At 60.4% G+C, this 18,445-nt stretch carries 18 protein-coding genes; 2 read left to right on the forward strand and 16 right to left on the reverse strand.

The window, feature by feature from the left end:
- Window positions 1-252: 252 nt before the first annotated feature.
- The 3 genes from BUE38_RS19280 to BUE38_RS19290 form a co-directional block, all read right to left on the reverse strand.
- Complete coding sequence (locus BUE38_RS19280) at window positions 253-1,548, reverse strand: TRAP transporter large permease (protein ID WP_073436869.1); 1,296 nt, start codon at window positions 1,546-1,548, stop codon at window positions 253-255.
- Window positions 1,538-2,014, reverse strand: a complete 477-nt coding sequence (locus BUE38_RS19285; RefSeq protein WP_073436870.1) for a TRAP transporter small permease — start codon at window positions 2,012-2,014, stop codon at window positions 1,538-1,540. Before BUE38_RS19285 ends, BUE38_RS19280 begins: the two co-directional genes overlap by 11 nt.
- A gap of 73 nt (window positions 2,015-2,087) precedes the next feature.
- The gene (locus tag BUE38_RS19290) at window positions 2,088-3,101 is read right to left on the reverse strand and encodes a DctP family TRAP transporter solute-binding subunit (RefSeq protein ID WP_073436871.1); all 1,014 of its coding nucleotides are present in this window, start codon (window positions 3,099-3,101) and stop codon (window positions 2,088-2,090) included.
- Window positions 3,102-3,360: 259 nt separating this feature from the next.
- Between BUE38_RS19290 and BUE38_RS19295 the strand changes: the two genes are divergently transcribed.
- Entirely contained in the window at window positions 3,361-4,119 is a 759-nt protein-coding gene (locus tag BUE38_RS19295; protein ID WP_073436872.1) for an outer membrane protein OmpK, read from the forward strand.
- A 373-nt stretch (window positions 4,120-4,492) separates the two neighbouring features.
- Complete coding sequence (locus BUE38_RS19300) at window positions 4,493-5,368, forward strand: DMT family transporter (RefSeq protein ID WP_073436873.1); 876 nt, start codon at window positions 4,493-4,495, stop codon at window positions 5,366-5,368.
- A gap of 3 nt (window positions 5,369-5,371) precedes the next feature.
- On the opposite strand, the gene BUE38_RS19305 is transcribed toward BUE38_RS19300, so the two are convergent.
- The 13 genes from BUE38_RS19305 to BUE38_RS19365 form a co-directional block, all read right to left on the reverse strand.
- A complete protein-coding gene (locus BUE38_RS19305; protein ID WP_073436874.1) occupies window positions 5,372-5,896 on the reverse strand; it encodes a DUF192 domain-containing protein in 525 nt (174 codons plus the stop codon).
- Window positions 5,897-5,898: 2 nt separating this feature from the next.
- The gene (locus BUE38_RS19310; RefSeq protein WP_073436875.1) at window positions 5,899-7,092 is read right to left on the reverse strand and encodes an ABC transporter ATP-binding protein; all 1,194 of its coding nucleotides are present in this window, start codon (window positions 7,090-7,092) and stop codon (window positions 5,899-5,901) included.
- On the reverse strand, window positions 7,089-7,760 hold the full coding sequence (gene modB / locus BUE38_RS19315; protein WP_073436876.1) for a molybdate ABC transporter permease subunit: 672 nt from the start codon (window positions 7,758-7,760) through the stop codon (window positions 7,089-7,091). Before modB ends, BUE38_RS19310 begins: the two co-directional genes overlap by 4 nt.
- A gap of 10 nt (window positions 7,761-7,770) precedes the next feature.
- Window positions 7,771-8,565: a molybdate ABC transporter substrate-binding protein gene (gene modA, locus BUE38_RS19320; RefSeq protein ID WP_234987109.1), complete on the reverse strand. Its 795-nt coding sequence runs from the start codon at window positions 8,563-8,565 to the stop codon at window positions 7,771-7,773.
- Between the two features lie 54 nt (window positions 8,566-8,619).
- On the reverse strand, window positions 8,620-9,342 hold the full coding sequence (locus BUE38_RS19325; protein WP_073436877.1) for a GntR family transcriptional regulator: 723 nt from the start codon (window positions 9,340-9,342) through the stop codon (window positions 8,620-8,622).
- A gap of 178 nt (window positions 9,343-9,520) precedes the next feature.
- Window positions 9,521-10,699, reverse strand: coding sequence for a mannonate dehydratase (uxuA, locus tag BUE38_RS19330; RefSeq protein ID WP_073436878.1), 1,179 nt, complete (start codon window positions 10,697-10,699; stop codon window positions 9,521-9,523).
- 140 nt (window positions 10,700-10,839) lie between these two features.
- Window positions 10,840-12,309 (reverse strand): mannitol dehydrogenase family protein, encoded by a 1,470-nt coding sequence (locus BUE38_RS19335; protein WP_371860429.1) that lies wholly within the window; start codon window positions 12,307-12,309, stop codon window positions 10,840-10,842.
- Window positions 12,310-12,312: 3 nt separating this feature from the next.
- On the reverse strand, window positions 12,313-13,593 hold the full coding sequence (locus BUE38_RS19340) for a TRAP transporter large permease (RefSeq protein WP_073436880.1): 1,281 nt from the start codon (window positions 13,591-13,593) through the stop codon (window positions 12,313-12,315).
- Window positions 13,593-14,192 carry a TRAP transporter small permease gene (locus BUE38_RS19345; RefSeq protein WP_234987110.1) on the reverse strand — a complete coding sequence of 200 codons (600 nt, stop codon included), beginning with the start codon at window positions 14,190-14,192 and terminating at the stop codon, window positions 13,593-13,595. The genes BUE38_RS19340 and BUE38_RS19345 overlap by 1 nt, the downstream gene beginning before the upstream one ends.
- Before the next feature lie 107 nt (window positions 14,193-14,299).
- On the reverse strand, window positions 14,300-15,280 hold the full coding sequence (locus BUE38_RS19350) for a TRAP transporter substrate-binding protein (RefSeq protein WP_073436881.1): 981 nt from the start codon (window positions 15,278-15,280) through the stop codon (window positions 14,300-14,302).
- 60 nt (window positions 15,281-15,340) lie between these two features.
- Window positions 15,341-16,363 (reverse strand): Zn-dependent oxidoreductase, encoded by a 1,023-nt coding sequence (locus BUE38_RS19355; protein WP_073436882.1) that lies wholly within the window; start codon window positions 16,361-16,363, stop codon window positions 15,341-15,343.
- 76 nt (window positions 16,364-16,439) lie between these two features.
- Window positions 16,440-17,651: a D-mannonate dehydratase ManD gene (gene manD, locus BUE38_RS19360; protein WP_073436910.1), complete on the reverse strand. Its 1,212-nt coding sequence runs from the start codon at window positions 17,649-17,651 to the stop codon at window positions 16,440-16,442.
- 20 nt (window positions 17,652-17,671) lie between these two features.
- Window positions 17,672-18,409, reverse strand: coding sequence for a GntR family transcriptional regulator (locus BUE38_RS19365; RefSeq protein ID WP_073436883.1), 738 nt, complete (start codon window positions 18,407-18,409; stop codon window positions 17,672-17,674).
- Between the last annotated feature and the right edge of the window lie 36 nt (window positions 18,410-18,445).

Below are 18,445 nucleotides of genomic sequence, written 5' to 3' on the forward strand. Positions count from 1 at the left end.
CAGCTTCGAGACACGAGTAACGAGCGGCGAGCTGCCCAGTGCCGCTCCATGGTCCCAGCTTCGAGACACGAGTAACGAGCGGCGAGCTGCCCAGTACCAGTCTGACGGTTACGTGCCTTTTCTCGGGGTTCGGGGTTCGGGGTTCGGGGTTCGGGGTTCGGGGTTCGGGGTTCGGGGTTCGGGGTTCGGCTCGAGCGTAGCGTGCTCGTGGCTCGTGGCTCGTGGCTCGTGGCTCGTGGCTCGTGGCTCGCCCTACACGTTATACCCCAGCACCCTTGGCAGCCACAGCGCGATCTCCGGGAAGAACGCGACCAGCGCCAGCGACGAGGCCATGGCCACGACAAACAGCAGCGCCCAGCCGACCGTCTGCTCGAGGCGAATCTTCGCCACCTCTGTCGTCACCATCAGATTGACAGCAACAGGAGGCGTGAACTGGCCAATGGCGATGTTCATTGCCAACAGAATACCGAACCACACCGGGTTCCAGCCGAAATGCTGCATCACCGGAATCAGGATCGGCATCATGATCAGATAGATCGAGATGGCATCCAGCAGCATGCCTGCCGCCAGCACCGCCAACATGATCAGCACCAGCAGCAGAGCACCATTGTCCGACAACCCGATGACCCATTCGGCAAGGTGCCGGAAGGTGCCCAGGGTGGTTCCTGCCCAGGCGAAGATTCCGGCCAGCGCAATGATCAGCATCACCACCCCCGAGACCACCGCAGCCTCACCCAGCAGCTCCCAGAGGTCTCGCCAGTTCAGCTCGCGGGTCAGCACCAGGCCCACCACCACACCATACGCCACGGCTACCACCGCTGCTTCGGTCGGGGTGAACAGACCGCTGCGTAGACCACCGAGAATCAGCACAGGGGCAAAGAGTGCCGGAATCGCCTGACGAAAACTCTCTCCCAACGGTGGACGTTCCACCTCCCGGGGATCTTCCCAACCATAGTGGCGCGACAGCAACAACGCCGGTATCAACAGTGACAGTCCGGCAAGCACACCGGGAAAGAGACCTGCGGCGAACAACGCGCGCAAGTCCACTCCCGGCACCACGATCGAATACAGGATCAACGCCACCGACGGTGGGATCAGTATCGCCGTGGAGGCCGAAGCGGCAATCAGGGTCGCGGAAAAGGGCCGTGGATAACCGGCACGGGTCATGCTCGGCAACATGACCATGGCCACTGCTGCGGCGTCCGCCGGCCCTGAGCCACTCATCCCGCCCATGATCATGCACACCAACACCGCAACCACTGCCAGGCCGCCGTGACGCGGGCCGATCAGCGCCTGAGCGAAACGCACCAGACGTGCGGCCACTCCAGCACGCTCGAAGATCAGTCCGGTGAGAATGAACAACGGAATGGCAATCAGCGGATACTTGGCAACGCTGTTCCAGGTATTGGTACCCAGGGTAGCCAGCATGTTGGGTGACAGTCCCGCGAGAATACCGACCGCCCCCGAAAGACCAAGGGAAAAGGCAACCGGGACGCCAATCACCAGCAGCGCGAGGAAACTGACCAGCATCCACAGATCAGGCGTCATCGGCGAAATCCCCCCGCAAGCGAGCAACAGTCAGCTGGCACTGACGAAACAGCATCAAGGCCGACAACACCGGCAGCCAGACCAGGTACCACCACTGTGGCAGTCCGAGGCCAGGCGACAGTGATTGCCACTGATATTCCTGCCAAGCCATACGCCCGCCGAACCAGGTGATCAAACTGAGCAGCACAACCCCACACAACCCCTGAACCACAATGAGCCCCTGGCGAGCCCGAGGTGGTAGAGCTCGCTCCAGCAGTCCAATACGAATATGGCGATGGCTACGCAGTGCCACTGAGGCACCGGCGAAGGTCAACAGTACCAGCAGGAAGACGGAGAATTCTTCGGTGAAGGCGAAGGAACCGCCAGTGATATAGCGCACTATTACATTGCCGAGACTGATCACGCCGATGATCAGAATGGCCAGAGTGGCAAGCACACGTTCGACAACAGCGTCAGGGCGTTTCATCAGGGGATTGATCTACAGAGGGTAACAGGTGCCGGCCCCTGAGCCAGGAGCCAGCGTCGACTTCCAGCCAATGTCAGGGAGTGCCGATATCGGCACGAGCGGCCTCGAGCAGCTCCTCGCCAATACGCGGCGTCCACTTGCTGTAGACACTCTCGGTGGCACTGACAAAGGCTTCAAGCTGTTCTTCGGTCAACTCGGTGACAGTCACTCCTCGCTCCTCGATGGCAGCAAGGCGATCTGCTTCCTGTTCACGGGTCATCTTGATTTCCCAGACGCCGGCCTCAATGGCCGTCTCGCGCAGCAGTGTCTTCTCCTCATCAGAGAGCGAGCTCCATACCTGCTGGTTGGCAGCGAAGACCAGTGGATCATTCATGTAGTTCCACAGCGTGACATAGCTCTGCCCCACCTGATCGATACGTGCCACATCGAATACCGACAGCGGGTTTTCCTGACCGTCCACAGCGCCGGTGGTCAATGCCGGCTTGGCATCGGCCCAGCTCATCTGAGTGGGATTGGCCCCCATCGCAGAGAAGGTATCCTGGAACAGCGGTGAACCGACCACACGAATCTTCAGCCCTTCCAGATCCGCAGGTTCATCGATCACGCCACGGGAGTTGGACACCTGGCGAAACCCGTTCTCGCCCCAGCCCAATGGCACCACACCACGGGACTCAATGGCGTCGAACACCAGGTCACCCGCGGTGCCTCCCGTAACCGCATCCACTGCCGCTTCATCGGGCATCAGAAACGGCAGCGAAAACAGATTGAGCTCCGGCACCTGGGGCGACCAGTTGATGGTCGAGCCCACGGCCAGATCAATCAAACCGGAACGCATGGCCGAGAACTCTCGCGTCTGATCCCCGTTGACCAACTGAGAGTTGGGATAGACACGCAGCGTCAGCTCCCCATTTGAGCGCTCCTCCACCAGGTCCGCCCACTTCTGTGCCGCCTGCCCCCAGGGGAAGGCATCGGACAGCACCGTGGAAACCGAGAGTTCGCGAGCTTCGACGGAAGTCGCCAGGGTCGCGCCGGCGAGCAACGCACCCGCAAGTGAAAGAGACAGACGTGAAGGGAGCCAGGCAGTCATGACGTGTCCTTGCATTGTAGCCCCGTGAAACCGGGGTCGATTGGGAAACCCCGAGTCACAGGGGGAAATATTGTTGGTATGGAGACGCTACTTAATATGCCTGCAAAGCAGGCCCGCTCACAAGGCCTCGTCCCCGCTCGGCAAGGCCTCAACGGCTGGAGCCATGAAACCACTCGATCTGTATACAACTAATTTGACAAACTGGACACATGAAATCGATACTCTGATCGCCAATACAAAAACAATGGAAAACATTTCTATGAAATTACTTCATCTGGGATTCCTCAGCGGTGCTGCCATGCTGGCTGTCCACCCCGCCATTGCCGCACAGTACAGCACCACCAAGGTCGAGGCCCTCTATGGCTGGGACTATCAGGATGAGGCCGATGCCGGGTTCACCATCGACAATCCGCGCCACAGCATCCTGACCTTCGCCAATGCCAGCGGCTGGAGTTGGGGCGACAGCTTCTTCTTCGCCGACTTCACCAACTACGACCAGAGCAGCGACGAGGAGCAGGACTTCGGCAGCACTCACGCCGAGTGGATCGTACGTGGCAACCTCGGCGAACTGTTCAACAGTGACCTTTCCTTCGGCCCGGTCAAGGGCGTCTATGCCGCCGCCCAGCTCGACTTCGACCGCAACTCGTCAACCCGCAAGACCACCCACCTGGCGGGCTTGAGTTTTGACCTCGATGTCCCGGGCCTGGACTTCTTCAAGCTCCACACGCTATACCGCAACGACGAGAGTGACGCCGCCGAAGGCAGCTCCGAGCAATACACCCTGGTCTGGTCACGCACCTTCGAACTCGGCTCCGCCACCTTCTCCTTTGAAGGCTTTCTCGACTACATCACTGAGGAAGGCGATCTCGCCGACCAACTGCTGACCCAACCACAGCTGGTCTGGCACGCCACCGACAATATCGGCCTGGGGATCGAGTACCAGTACTGGCACAACAAGTTCGGCCTGGAAGGCACCGACGAGTCCCTGCCCCAGGCCATGGTGAGATGGACGTTCTAACCAAGCTTCCAGCTGCGAGCCACGAGCTTCGAGCTGCGAGCTGCGAGCTGCGAGCTGCGAGCTGCGAGCAGATCGGTGCCAACCTGATGGGTTACGTGCCTTTCCTCGGGGTTCGGGGTTCGGGGTTCGGGGTTCGGGGTTCGGGGTTCGGGGTTCGGGGTTCGGGGTTCGGGGTTCAAGCTCGAGCGTAGCGTACTCGAAGCTCGCCGCTCGCGGCTGGGGTCCATGCTCGAGCGTAGCGTGCTCGTAGCTCGTATCTCGTGGCTGGGTTTACCTGCTCGAGCGCAGCGTACTCGCAGCTCGCTGCTCGTCGCTATTGCTCTCGCCTGCTATGCTGTGCGGCTCCGTCTCCCCCTGAACTCAAGGACGCTCCGTGCCGCTTCGCGACCTGCTGCCTGGCCTGTTTGCCATTGCCCTCTGGGCACTGAACATCATCGTCATCAAGGTCGGCGTCACCGAGATGCCGCCACTGTTGTTGACCACCTTGCGCTTCATGCTGGTCGCAGTATTGCTGGTGCCCTTTCATCCGGTCGCCCGCCATCAGCTGCCGTTTCTGCTGCTGTTGTCGCTGACCTTCGGCAGCATGCATTTCGCGTTGATGATCATCGGCCTGGAGCAGGCTGAAGCCGGCACTGGTGCCTTGCTGGTGCAGATGGGAACGCCCTTCGCGACCCTGCTGGCAGTGATCTTCCTGCGTGAACGGCTGGGACTCAAACGCCTGGTGGGCCTGCTGATGTCCTTCGCTGGAGTGGCAATACTCGCGGGCGGTCCATCGCTCCCCGCACCTCTGCCCACGGCACTGTTGCTGACCAGTGCAATGGGCTGGGCGATTTCCCAGCTATTGATCAAGCGCGGCCCCAATATCGCGCCCATGGCACTGGCCGGTTGGGTGGCTCTGTTTACCGTCCCCCAGGTGGCGCTGGGATCATGGTGGTTCGAAGACCATCAGTGGCAGATCATCCAGAGTGCGGGCATCAAGGGCTGGGGAGCGGTCGTCTATACCGCGGTGATGTCATCGATCGTCGCCTATGGCCTGTGGTTCGGCCTGCTGCGCCGTCATGACGTCAATCGCGTAGTGCCCATGACTCTGCTGGTGCCGGTACTGGCGGTTATCCTCGGCATCCTGCTGCTCGGTGATGGTACCGATGTCTACAAGCTCGGTGGTGGTGGCATGGTCGTTGCCGGCGTCGGCCTGATCGTGATCCGCTGGCGACGCCGACGCCCTGAACCGGATACCGCTCGTAGCTGATCCCTACTGACACAGTCCACTGCTGCCCGGCCAACTGACGCAGTCGCCGACCCTGATGCCAAGCTGCGCCAGGGTACCGGCATTGACCTCCAGCGCAGCATGATAAGCCTGGCCTGGTTGCGTCGCTGGGCAGTGCGAGGCATCAGATTCACAGGGCTGCATCTGACGAATCTCGACGATGCGCCCATCGGCATCGATAAAGGCGATATCCAGCGGAATCAGGGTCTGATACATCCAGAAGGCGTTCTCCACCCCTTGAGGAGCGCTGTACAGAAACAGCATGCCATGATCCCCAGGCATCGAATCCCGTCCCATCAAGCCACGATTGCGTTCGCCCGGCGCATCGGCGACCTCGACGTCGAATCGCGTTGGTCCCTGTTCCGCGTGAATCACCAGTGGAACTGTTTCACCGGTGGATGCCTGCGCACTACGCCACGCAAGGCTCAATGGTGCCGACAGCATCATCGGCGTCAGCGCCAGCGGTGACAGCGAAAGCGTCTTGAGCAGTCGGCGACGACTCAGTGTCATGATCAGATCTCCTCGGGGGGAATCGCGTCCTGTGACGCCTCTCCCATGATATGAATGCCCGTCGCCAACAGCGACACTTCCACCACCTGCCCGCGCAGCAGTTGACTGCGTCGCACGGTATGGGTCGCCATGTCGAAGCGCATGGTCTGGTGCTCATGATCGAGTGCCAGGGTGATGGTGCTCACACCGCCCAGCACCACCAACTGTTCGATGCGAGCCCTGACTCGGTTCTCGTCCTGGTGCTGGTTCTCGTCCTCGTGCTGGTTCTCGTCCTGGTGCTGCGAGGACCGGTCAGCGCGTTGCAGGATGATATCCGATTCCGGCACATACCAGGCCAGCCGACTTCCTTCGGCATATCCCTCCAGCCCCTCGGTTACCTCCAGTTGCCAATCGCCCCACGCCAGCCTTGGTCCGTCTGCGCCATGGACCAGGGTTGCGGTGAACACATTGGGGCGATCGATCAGTCGCGCTACCTCGGCACTGACCGGGCGCCGGAAGATTTCGCTCGGTGCGCCCTGTTGCAGGGATCGTCCTCCATGCAATACACAGATTCGATCGGCCAGGGCACTGGCCTCATTGAGGTCATGAGTCACCATCACGATAGGGATGTTGAGCCGCTCACGAAGCAGCGCCAGCTCACGCTGCAGACGACGGCGCGTCACTTGGTCCACCGCCGAGAAAGGTTCATCCAGCAACAGTACTCGAGGCTCGCGAGCCAGGGCTCGGGCCAGGGCCACACGTTGCCGCTGACCACCGGAAAGTTGATGAGGATAACGATGCGCGAAGTCTTCCAGGTGCACCATCTCAAGCCAACTCATGGCTCGCTGATGACGCTGATCACGCGGTAGATGGCCGAGGGCTGTGGCAATGTTGGCCCGTGCATCCAGATGCGGGAACAGTGCATAGTCCTGAAAGACCATGCCCACGCGGCGCCTCTGCGGCGACCAACACTGGCCGCCTGCCTCATACCACAGCTCGTCGCCACAACGAATCGAGCCTCCGGAGGGCCGATAGAGACCGGCAATACTGCGCAACAACGTCGTCTTGCCACTGCCGGAAGGACCGACCAGCGCCAGCAGCTCGCCCGGGCCACAGCGAAACTCAGCCGCCAGAGGAATCGGCGAGGGCTGCGTCAGGTTCACCAGCAGCGTACCTGGTCCCACGGCCTCTGATCGAGCAGTCTCCGGTTGCGTCATACGTGTCTCTTCCAGCGTTGTCGGGCTGCCAGGCCGTAGACCACTCCAATGGTCAGGAACGACACCAGCAGCAACATGGCCGACATGATACCCGCCCCGCTTTCATCGAAGGCCTGCATGCGATCATAGATGGAGATCGCCAGGGTTCGGGTTTCACCATCGATCGAACCGCCCACCATCAGAATGACGCCGAACTCACCGAGGGTATGCGCAAAGGTCAGGGCCAGAGAGGAAATGATACCGGGTAGAACCAGCGGCAGCTCGATACGCCATAGGGTCTGCCAGGCAGACAGCCCGGAGCACCACGCCGCCTCACGCAGGTGGGCGGGTACTGCCTCGAAAGCACGCTGCACAGGCTGCACCGCAAACGGAAGATTGACCACCAGTGATGCCAGCAGGATGCCACTGAAACTGAAGTTGAGACTACCGCCGAACAACCACTGCCAGAAGGCGCCCAGGGGCGCATCCTGGCTGAATGCCTGCATCAGATAGAAGCCCAGCACGGTGGGCGGCATGACCAGAGGAAGCGCCACCATTGCCTCGGGCAGCACCTTCCAGCGAGCTCGGGCCTGCGCCAGGCTGCGCCCGAGAACAATGCCCAGCGGCAGCAGCATTGCACTGGTCAACAACGCCAGCTTCAGTGAGACGAATAGTGCCGCTCCATCCATGGCGGTCGCCTCAGGACGCTTCGGGTACCGAGAACCCGAAGCGCGTCAGGACCTCTTCAGCCTCGGGCGATTGCATGAAATCGAAGAAGGCTCTGGCACCATCGCCGGCGCCATCGACCAGCACCATGCGCTGTACCAGAGGGTGATGCCACTGTTCGGGAATCAGGCGCCAGGTGGCCCGCCCCTCAAGCTCCGGGGAGCTGACCAGAGAATAAGCCGAGAAACCACCGATGGCCTCGGCAGACAGGGAAAACTGCGCCGCCTGGGCGACATTTTCGCCGACGATGCGCAACGCCTCGGAGTCCTGCCACAAGTCAGCCTGCTCCAGCACCTCCCGTGCCGCCAGACCATAGGGCGCATGCTCGGGATTGGCCAGAGCAATCCGCAACCGCGAGTCACCACTACTGGATTCGGCAATGGCCTGACGCACCACCTGCAGCGGATCATCCTCGTTGGGCAGAGGACGATCCTTCGATTGCAGCCAGACCAGCCGCCCCAGTGCGTAGGTCCGCCCCTCACCGTCACTCAGCCCCTCATCCTCCAGGGTCCGGGCACGTGCCTCATCGGCGGACAGGAAGACCTCGAAAGGAGCGCCCTGCTGGATCTGCCGCAGCAGATTACCGGACGCCCCGTAGGTGACGCGCACCTGGTCGTCATGCTCGGCCTCGAATCGCTCCACCAATTCCGGCATGGCAAACTGCAGCGAGGATGCCGCTGCCACCGTCACGGTTTCGGCCTGAGCCAGACTGCTGGTCGCCAGTGTCACGGCCAGCAACATGGGCACGCCCAACAGCTTTCGCATCATGATGTTCTACCTTGCTGAATCCACAACATCGCCTGTTGATGACAGGCACCGGAGTTACTTGCCGCCGGACAGAATGGACTTGAGGTCAATACTGCTGTCCCGTGGCCCGAGATCCAGCAGGCCCTGCAGGCTGGTCAGATGCTGCTCGATATCGGCGCGAGCGGCTTCACCATCACCACTGCGCAGGTGCTTGATCAAGCAGGGATGGTCCCCTTCGAGATAACAGCTACCCAGACCCTGGCGCTTGTACAGCGCAATGACGATGGACGTGCGCAGGATCAGGTCCGTCAGCATCGAGCCGAGAACCCGATTGGGAGAATGCTCGGCGAGCAGGTGATGGAAGGCCAGCGAATGCTCGATGCGCGTCGGCTCGTCATTGGCGAGGAAGGCTTCACGCTCTCGTTCAGCACGATCCTCCAGTTGCACCAGCACGCGATCTTCCAGCCGCCCTGCGGTCAAGGCAGCTACCTCGCCCTCGACGAGGTTGCGCGCGGAGAAGGTTTCGCGAGTCTCGTCCACGTCCGGTGCACGGACTCGTGCCACCTGATTGGGGCGTTGGTCCACCACATGCTCCGACGCCAGGCGTGTCAGCGCCTTGCGCACCACCGAGCGGCTGACGCCGAAGACCTCACCCAACGTCACTTCCGGCAGACGCGAGCCGGGAGGCAGCCGTTGCATCAGTACCGCCCGCCTGACCTGACGGACGATATCGCCATCACTGACGCGCCCACCGGCGCCGATCTCCGCCATCACTTCCCGCTGCCAGGTGCTGCTCATTGTCTGCTCGCTTTTATTCACTTGGCCAATCAATGACCTTCGCACGTTTTTGCCAATTGCACCACAGAATCCACTTCACGTGTATACAACTGTCGAGGTGCGTGGCAACAAACCCAGGCGAGAGACAAGAGAACACCTGTTCCGGTAATCAGTGGAAAGTCGCAGCGATGTTCAGAGGTCAGCGACTCAACCGACGAACGGCCAACTCTACGCCACGCAGCTCGGCCAGCCCCTTGAGACGACCATAGAGCGGGTAACCGGGCGCGGTGTTGCGGTGCTGATCGTCGAGGATATGGTGACCATGATCCGGCCTCAGCGGCAGGCGCTTGCCCCCTTCGCGCCCGCGCCGTTGCTCCTCTTCAACCAGAGCCTGAATCACCCCGACCATATCCACATCTCCCTCCAGATGCTCTGCCTCATGGAAGGAACGTGCGTCAGGCTGCTCACGCTGAGTGGCACGCAGGTGAACAAAATGAATGTGAGGACCAAATTCACGTGCCATCGCCACCAGATCGACATCACTGCTGACGCCATAGGATCCGGTACACAGGGTCAGGCCATTGGCTGGGCTCGGGGATGCTGCCAGTATCCAGCGCGCATCATCAGGCCCGGAGACCACCCGTGGCAGGCCGAGTAGCGGACGGGGAGGATCGTCTGGATGAATTGCCATGCGTATCCCGACCTCCTCCGCCACAGGGATCACGGCCTTGAGGAAATACCCCAGATTGTCGCGCAGACGCTCGGCATCGATTCCGGCATATTCCGCAAGGATCTCGCGGAACTGCTCGAGCGTGTAGTGCTCCTCGGTACCGGGCAGGCCCGCAATGATGGTCTCGACCAGGCGATGACGCCCCTGCTGATCCAGAGCATCGAGCCAGGTGCGCGCCTGTTGCTTCTCGGCGTCGGAATACTCCTGATCTGCACCGGCGCGGGCCAGCAGATACAGATCGAAAGCGGCAAAGGCCTGCTGATCAAAGCGCAATGCCGTGCCGCCAGCGGGAAGCGGCCAGGCGAGGTCGGTTCTCGTCCAGTCGAGCACGGGCATGAAATTGTAACAGACGACATCAATGCCACAGTACGCCAGGTTGCGCAGTGTCTGCTGATAATTGGCAATCCAGGCATCGCGCCCGGGGCGCCCCTTCTTGATGTCCTCGTGTACCGGTACGCTCTCGACAACCGACCAGCTCAGGCCTGCGTTCTCGATCAGCTTTCGACGCGACTCGATAGCCTCCACCAGCCAGACTTCCCCATTGGGAATCTCATGCAATGCGGTGACTATTCCGGTAGCCCCTGTCTGACGAACTTCCGCCAGGGAAATCGGGTCATTGGGACCGAACCAGCGCCATGTGTGTTCCATCGATATACGTCCTGTGCCAGAAAACTTGCATTTCTGAATTCAACATCTTGAATTCAATATTCTGAGTTCGACATCCTGGGCTCAACCTCTCGAACTCAACAAACAAGGGCCGCACCGGAAGCAGCCCCGGCGGAGGAGGGTCATGAAAGACGCCTGAGTGTTGCGGAGACGCCGTCGGTCTCCAGCGCCTGCCAGGCATCCACGATTGCCTGGCTGAAGTGCGGGTAATCGGCCAGTTCGGCCGCAAAGACATCCGACTGGGCCAGAAACGCCGCCACCAGGGATTGCGGCTGCTGATGGGTCGCATGCAGAGAGGCCAGACGTTCAGCGATGGGGTCATCCACCACATGACGATGGCCGTGCAGGTCAGTACCCGCGGTATAGCGTAGCCAGGCAGCCACTCCCAGAGCGGTGCAGGACACATCCCTGTCGGCTCGCAGGTTGATCAATGCTCCCTGCAACCAGCGCTGTGGCAGCTTCTGCGAGCCATCCATGGCGATCTGCTGTAGGCGGTGACGCAGGCTATCATTGGCGAAGCGGGCCAACAGGCTATCGGCATAGGTCGCCAGGTCAGCGCCTTCCGGCATGGTCAGCGTGGCCGCCGCTTCAGCGAGCATGTAGCGTTTCAGCATGGCAGTGAAGGCTGGCTTCTGCATGGCATCACTGACCGTGTCGACGGCGTCCAGAGCACCCAGATAGGCCAGTAGAGAGTGGCTGCCATTGAGCATGCGCAACTTCATGGTTTCGAAGGGCGCGACATCGGCAACCATCTGCACCCCTTCCTGCTCCCAGTCCGGACGCCCCTGAGGAAAATCGTCCTCGACCACCCACTGACTGAAGGCCTCGCAGACTACAGCGGCAGGGTCATCCACCCCGAGCTCCGACAGACGTGCAAGGTCCCGACTGGTCATGGCCGGTACAATGCGATCGACCATGCTGCTCGGAAAGGCAACATTCTGCTCTATCCAGGTAGCCAGTCGTGAGTCGCGATGGCTCGCCAGTTCAATCACGGCACGCCGCGTCCGCTGTCCGTTGTGGGGCATGTTGTCACAGCACAGCACCGTGAACGGTGCTGTGCCCGCTTCCCGACGTCGTGCCAGGGCCTCCACCATAATGCCCGGAGCGGTCTGTGGCTGGTGGGGGTGTTCGATGTCGTGGGCAATGGACGGAGATTCAACCAGCAGGTCACCGCTGCCGGGACTGAGATGGTAGCCCTTTTCCGTCACGGTCAGAGTAACGATGCGCACCTGCGGCTGACTCAGCCGTCGAAGCAGAGTTTCCAGGTCAGGTCCATCGGGGCCGGCATAGAGCGCCTCGCGAACGGACCGCACGGCTCTGATCGTCACATCACAGCTGTCACGATATTCCGCTACATGGTAGCGCATACCCGCATCACGCAGCTGGATGACCAGTTGGTGATTGGAGCGGATATTGGCACTGCAGACTCCCCAGTTCCCGCCACCATGACGCGCCATGTTGCGTTCGATATAGACCGCCTGGTGTGCTCGATGAAAGGCCCCCAACCCCAGATGCACGATCCCGATATCGGCGGCGGGATAATGACTATCGATATACTGCATTTCTATCTCGTCACTTTTCCATTTTTCCATCTGTTACTCCCCCATCAACAGATTGGGTAGCCACAGTGAGATGGCCGGAACAAAGGACACCAGCATCAGCACTGCCAGATTGCAGATCAGGAAGGGAATGATGGCCCGCGCCACCTGCAGCATCGGCATCTTTCCGATGCTGGAAACCACGAACAGGCAAACCCCCACTGGCGGTGTGGTCAGTCCGATCATCAAGTTCAGTACTGCCATGACACCAAAGTGGATGGGGTCCATTCCGACACCTGTTGCCACACCAAGCAAGGCCGGAAACAGAATGATCAACGCCGCGATGGTCTCCATGAAGGCACCGACGAACAGCAGGATCAGGTTGAGAATCAGGATGACGACGATGGGATTATCACTGAAACCCAGAATGGTGTCGGCCAACATCTGGGGGATCTGCTGGCTGGTCAATATCCAGCCAAACAGATTGGCCAGACCGACAAGCATCATCAATGAAGCCGATGTCAGAACGGTATCGGTGAGGATGCCACGCAGATTGCTCCAGTTGATACCCTTGTAGACAAAAGTGCCGATCAACAGGGCGTAAAGGCTGGCAACGATGGATGCCTCGGTCGGGGTGAACAGCCCACCGATAATGCCGTACAGAATGATGAACGTCATCAGTAACGCCCAGAAGGCACTGCGACCTTCGGTCAGCAACTCCTTCAAGGTGGCACGCTTCTCCTTGGGATATCCCCGGCGCACTGCCAACCAATATACGGTGATCATCATCGCCACACCCAGCAGCAGCCCCGGAATCGCACCGGCGAGAAACATGCGCCCTACCGAGATTCCCGACAGAGAGCCGACAATGATCATCGGCACACTGGGCGGAATGATCGGACCAATAGTGGAAGATGCTGCCGTCACCGCTGCGGCAAAGGGCTTGTCATAACCGGACCGAGCCATGCCGGGAATCATGACCGAGCCGATACTGGCGGCATCAGCAACGGCTGTGCCGGAAATGCCACTGAAGATCATCGAACCGCCGACATTGGCCAGCCCCAACCCACCACGAATATGCCCCACCAGGGCATTGGAGAAACGCACGATATGCTGGGTGATATTGCCCACATTCATCAGGTTCCCGGCCATGACAAATCCCGGAATACACAGCAGCACAAACACATCGATACCGGCATACATGCGTTGCGGAATGATGGTGAGGGAGATGTCACCAAGTACCAGATAGGCCAGTGATGCAATTCCCAGGCAGAAGGCGATGGGCAGACCGATCAGCAGCAGAACCAGAAAAGTAATGAAGAGTACTGCGATTTCCATTAATGCACCTCACTGGCGGGTTGCTCACCACGCACCAGGGCAATGATGCCTTCCAACGTACAGATGACGCTGTAGAACAGCAGCGACGCAAAGAGTACGACGGAGGACAGGAAGATATAGATCATCGGAACGCGCAGCGAGGGAGATGTCTGAAAGGCACCGATCTGCGCGAACTTCCATGCCTCGGGAAGCACAATCAGCGAGAACCCTCCCGTGAGCAGCGAGATCAATGCCAGGTAGGCCGCGCGCCCGCGAAAGCCCAGCAGACCGTGAAACAACTCGACATTGACGTTGCGGTGGCGATGAAGGACGACACCGGCTCCCAGTGACACCATGTAGATGAACAGATAGCGCGTCAGCTCTTCTGTCCAGGCAACGGTAAACGGCAGCAGCAAGCGTGATGTCACCTGCAGTAGTACCGTGAGCGACAAACCGATCAGGGCAATCACGGCCAGCGCCAGCAGGGTCCTGTCCAGCACATCAGCCAGCCGGCCGAGTGGCCCCTTGAGTCTCGGCACGGAGGTCAACACCTCCAGAGACTCCTGTATATCCTGTACGGGCTCGGTCATATCGGGTCTGGTCATAACGGGCTCGGTCATGGGATTCTCCACACATGCTCTACATACATGCCATATGGCAGAAACCGGGGCCGGCCCTTATTGGCTGAGCTCAGGCCCCGGCGCATGCTATTCACCACCACTTCTGATTACAGGTCCTGGATGGCGTCGTAGATCTCACGCTGCTCTTCACTGAGGGCATCAAGCACAGCCGGGCGAGCCTTTTCGGCAAAGGCCTGCTGGTCTACTTCGACAAATTCCATGCCCTTGTCGGTCAGGGCCTGGCGCAGACGCTGCTGGTCCTCGGTAAACAGCTGCGCTTCGTAGCTCTGCATTTCACTGGCAGCATCACGTACGACCTGCTGCAGGTCTGCCGGCATGCTCTCCAGCTTGCTCTTGCCGATCACCACGTAGATCCAGCTGCGCACGTGGTCAGTCATGTTCACGTACTGCTGCACCTCGTTGAAGCTGGCACTCTCGATCAGGCTGAGCGGGTTTTCCTGGGCCTCGATAGTGCTCTGCTGGAGAGAGGTGAACACCTCGGAGAACGCCATGGGCGTCGGCCGGGCTCCCAGTGCCTCCCAGGTATCGACAAACAGCGGCACATTGGGGACGCGCAAACGCAGGTCGTCGAGATCCTCTGGCGAAGTGATCGGACGGTTGGAGGTCAACTCACGGGGGCCGCGTTCGAACCAGGCCAGGGGCACCAGTCCGGTCCGCTCGGTAATCTGTGCTTCGATCTGCTTGCCGACATCACTCTCGACGGTCTGACGCAGGTGATCCTCGTCACGGAACAGATACGGCACCGCCATCATTGCCGCCTTGGGTGCCCAGTTCTGCAGGCTTTCACCGCTGATGGTCATATCGGCGGTACCCAGTTGGATGCTGTTGATCACATCCATCTCGCTGCCCAATTGTTCATTGGGATAGACCTGAACCTCGATGCGCCCATCGGAGTTGGTTTCCACCAATTCCTTGAACTTGAGCGCAGCCTGGTTCCAGATATTCTGTTCGTTGGCCAGATGGCCGAACTTGAGGGTGAAATCCGCCGCCAGCAGTGACTGGCTACCGAGCAGTGCAGTACCCAGCAATGCTCCTGCCACTAGACGCTTGAAGGTTGTTGTTGACATGGCGTAGCTCCTTTCTTATCGGGGTCTGACAGTTAGGGGTCTGGCAATTGGCCGAACGCCTCAGGAGGCGATGTCGACGAGGACCTTTCGGGCCTTCTCGGGAGTGGTGTCGAGCATATGGATGGCCCCGGGCATATCGCGCAGGGCAACGCGGTGACTGACCAATGCATGGGGATCCAGGCGACCCGCCTCGATATGCGCGAGCACTTCCGGGAACTTGCGGTTGTTCAACCGAGAGCCGACCAGTGTCAGCTCTTTCTTGATTACTTCCAGTTGCACCAGGTCGCTGGGAGTCGGGTTGAATCCCAGCAGGCCGATGCGCCCTGCCGGACAGGCCATACGCAGCATGCCCGGCAGCATGGCCGGGACACAGGCCGCATCGGCGATCAGCGGGATACCTTCACCTGCCGTCAGCTCCTGCACCGCCTGCTCCAGGTCCTGTTCGCGCCCGTTGATGACATGACGGGCACCCAGCTCAAGGGCGGTCGCCAGGCGCTCTTCGATGATGTCGGTGACAATGATGTCCTCGATCCCCATGGCCTGCGCCATCTGCACGATGGTCAAGCCAATCACGCCGGCACCGATGACCAGCAGGCGATCTCCGGCATGGGGCTCCATGCGTGCCAGCACATTGGCCGCGATCGAATAGGGTTCGACCAGCGCAGCCGAATCCAGGCCCAGAGTGTCGGGAATACGCCAGGCATTGCCCGCTGGCACATTGACCTGCTCGGCAAAGCCGCCATGACGATGGACGCCAATCACCTGCATGGCGCTACAGACATTAGGACGGCCTATGCGGCATGGATAGCATTGACCGCAATTGACCACCGGGTCGATACACACGCGCTCTCCGACACGTCCGGCATCCACCCCTTCCCCCACGACACTGATGACGCCCGCGAACTCATGGCCGGTGATGCGAGGAAAGCGGACAAAGGCGTTGTCGCCGTGGATGATGTGCATATCCGAGCCGCAGATACCGGCAAAGGCCACATCGACCACCACCTCACCTGCAGCGGGCTGTGGTGACGGCTGCTCACTGACATCGAAATCGTGCGGGGCCTTGACTTGAAATGCTTGCATGCAACCAACTCCTTGAAACCATTCGGTGACGCCGCTTGCTCTGATTGATAGCGCGGCACCTGACCTTGTTGACGACCTACCAGTGCCAGAGCGTGCCGTCCTCCAGACGGTTGACGGGTAGACTCGCGCGCTTGTACGGGAATTGCGCCGCTGCCGACTCATCGATATCGACACCGTGCCCCGGGGCTTCGCCGACGATGAAATGACCATCCTCGAACCGATGATCATGGGAGAAGACCTGGTGGGTCAGGTCGTCATGGGGCATATGTTCCTGAATACCGAAGTTGGGCACCCAGGTGTCGAAATGCACCGCCGCTCCCAGACACACCGGGGGCAGGTCGGTCGGGCCATGAAAACCGGTGCGAATGTGGTAGAGAGCCGCCAGATCCGCGATACGGCGGACATGAGTGATACCACCACCATGGGTCAGCGGTGTACGGATATAGTCGATCCACTGGTTCTGGATCATCTCGCGATAGTCATGGATCGAGTTGAACACTTCGCCTATCGCCAGAGGCGTGGTGGTGTGTTCACGAATCAGGCGCAGGCTCTCCTGGTTCTCGGCGGGGACACAGTCCTCCATCCAGAACAGGTGATAGGGTTCCACAGCCTTGCCCAGGCGGGCCGCTTCAATGGGTGTCAGGCGGTGATGCACATCATGCAGCAGGTGCAGGTCGTGGCCGAAATGCTCACGCACCGCCGCAAACAGTTGCGGTACATGATTGAGATATTTCTCGGTGCTCCACACATGCTCTGCGGGAAGTTCCGCATCCGCGGGTTCGTAACGCTCGCCCTCGCGTTTTGCCACACCGTAGATCGTCGGGATACCGGGCACGCCAGCCTGTACGCGCACCGCACGATACCCCTGGGCCACATGACGCTCGACCTCGCTGAGACAGCTGTCGATGTCCTTGCCGGTGCAGTGGGCATAGGTCATCACCCGCTCGCGACTGCGACCCCCCAGCAGTTGATACAGCGGCATGTTGGCAGCCTTGGCCTTGATGTCCCACAGCGCCATGTCGACGGCACCGATGGCCGACATGGTCACCGGGCCACGCCGCCAGTAAGCACCACGATAGAGGTACTGCCAGATGTCCTCGATGCAGCTGGCATCCTTGCCGATCAGCGCCGGAATCACGTGCTCCTCGAGGTAGGCGACGACCGCCATTTCGCGCCCATTGAGGGTCGCATCCCCGATACCGTAGACCCCCTCGTCGGTGACGATCTTGAGAGTGACGAAATTGCGCCCGGGGGCACAGACAATGGTGTAGGCCTGCGTGATCTTCATTGGCTGGCGTCCTCGGTTGTTCATAAGCTCGCTTCTTTAACGAGGGATTGGGTCTGCTGGTCCTCGAACATGTCGGGAAAGCGCCGCACCAGGTCAGGTAGAGAAATCAGCACTTCGCGTAGATGAATCTCCATCGCCTGCCCTGCCGCCTCCACATCCCGGCGCTCGATGGCGTCGAGAATATGCGCATGCTGATCGACCAGCTTGTCGATGGGTGTGCTGTCGGGGACACTGAGATAGCGCACCCGGTCGAAATGAGCCCGTACCTCTTCCACGACCTTCCACGCTGACTGCTGATGCACGCCCAGAATCAGCGCTCGATGAAACAACTCATCAAGGTGATAGAAACGGTCGTGATCCTGCGGATCGATGCAACGCCGCTGACGCTCGACCAGGTCATGCAGCTCCATCAGCGTTGCCGATGATAGTCCCCGAGTCGCCGCCAGGCGTACTACCGCCACCTCGATCGCTTCACGCACGAAACGCGCTTCCAGCACTGCCTGCTGCGAGATCTTGACCACAAAGGTGCCGCGTTGCGGTCGGACCTCGACCAGCCCTGCCTCCGACAGCCGGATGAAGGCTTCGCGAACGGGCTGGCGGCTCACCGAGAAGGTGTCGGCCAGTTCCTTTTCCGACAGACCCTGCCCCGGCACCAGCACCATTCTGATGATTGACTCACGCAGCACCTGGTAGAGCCGCTGGCGAACGGGGTCGCTGGTCCGCGTTTCCTGCCATAGCGATTGCAGCGTTGTATTCATGGGGTTCTCTCCACCTCGGGCTTTATCCACCTCATG

The organism is Halomonas cupida, assembly GCF_900142755.1.
Taxonomy (GTDB): Bacteria; Pseudomonadota; Gammaproteobacteria; order Pseudomonadales; family Halomonadaceae; genus Halomonas; species Halomonas cupida.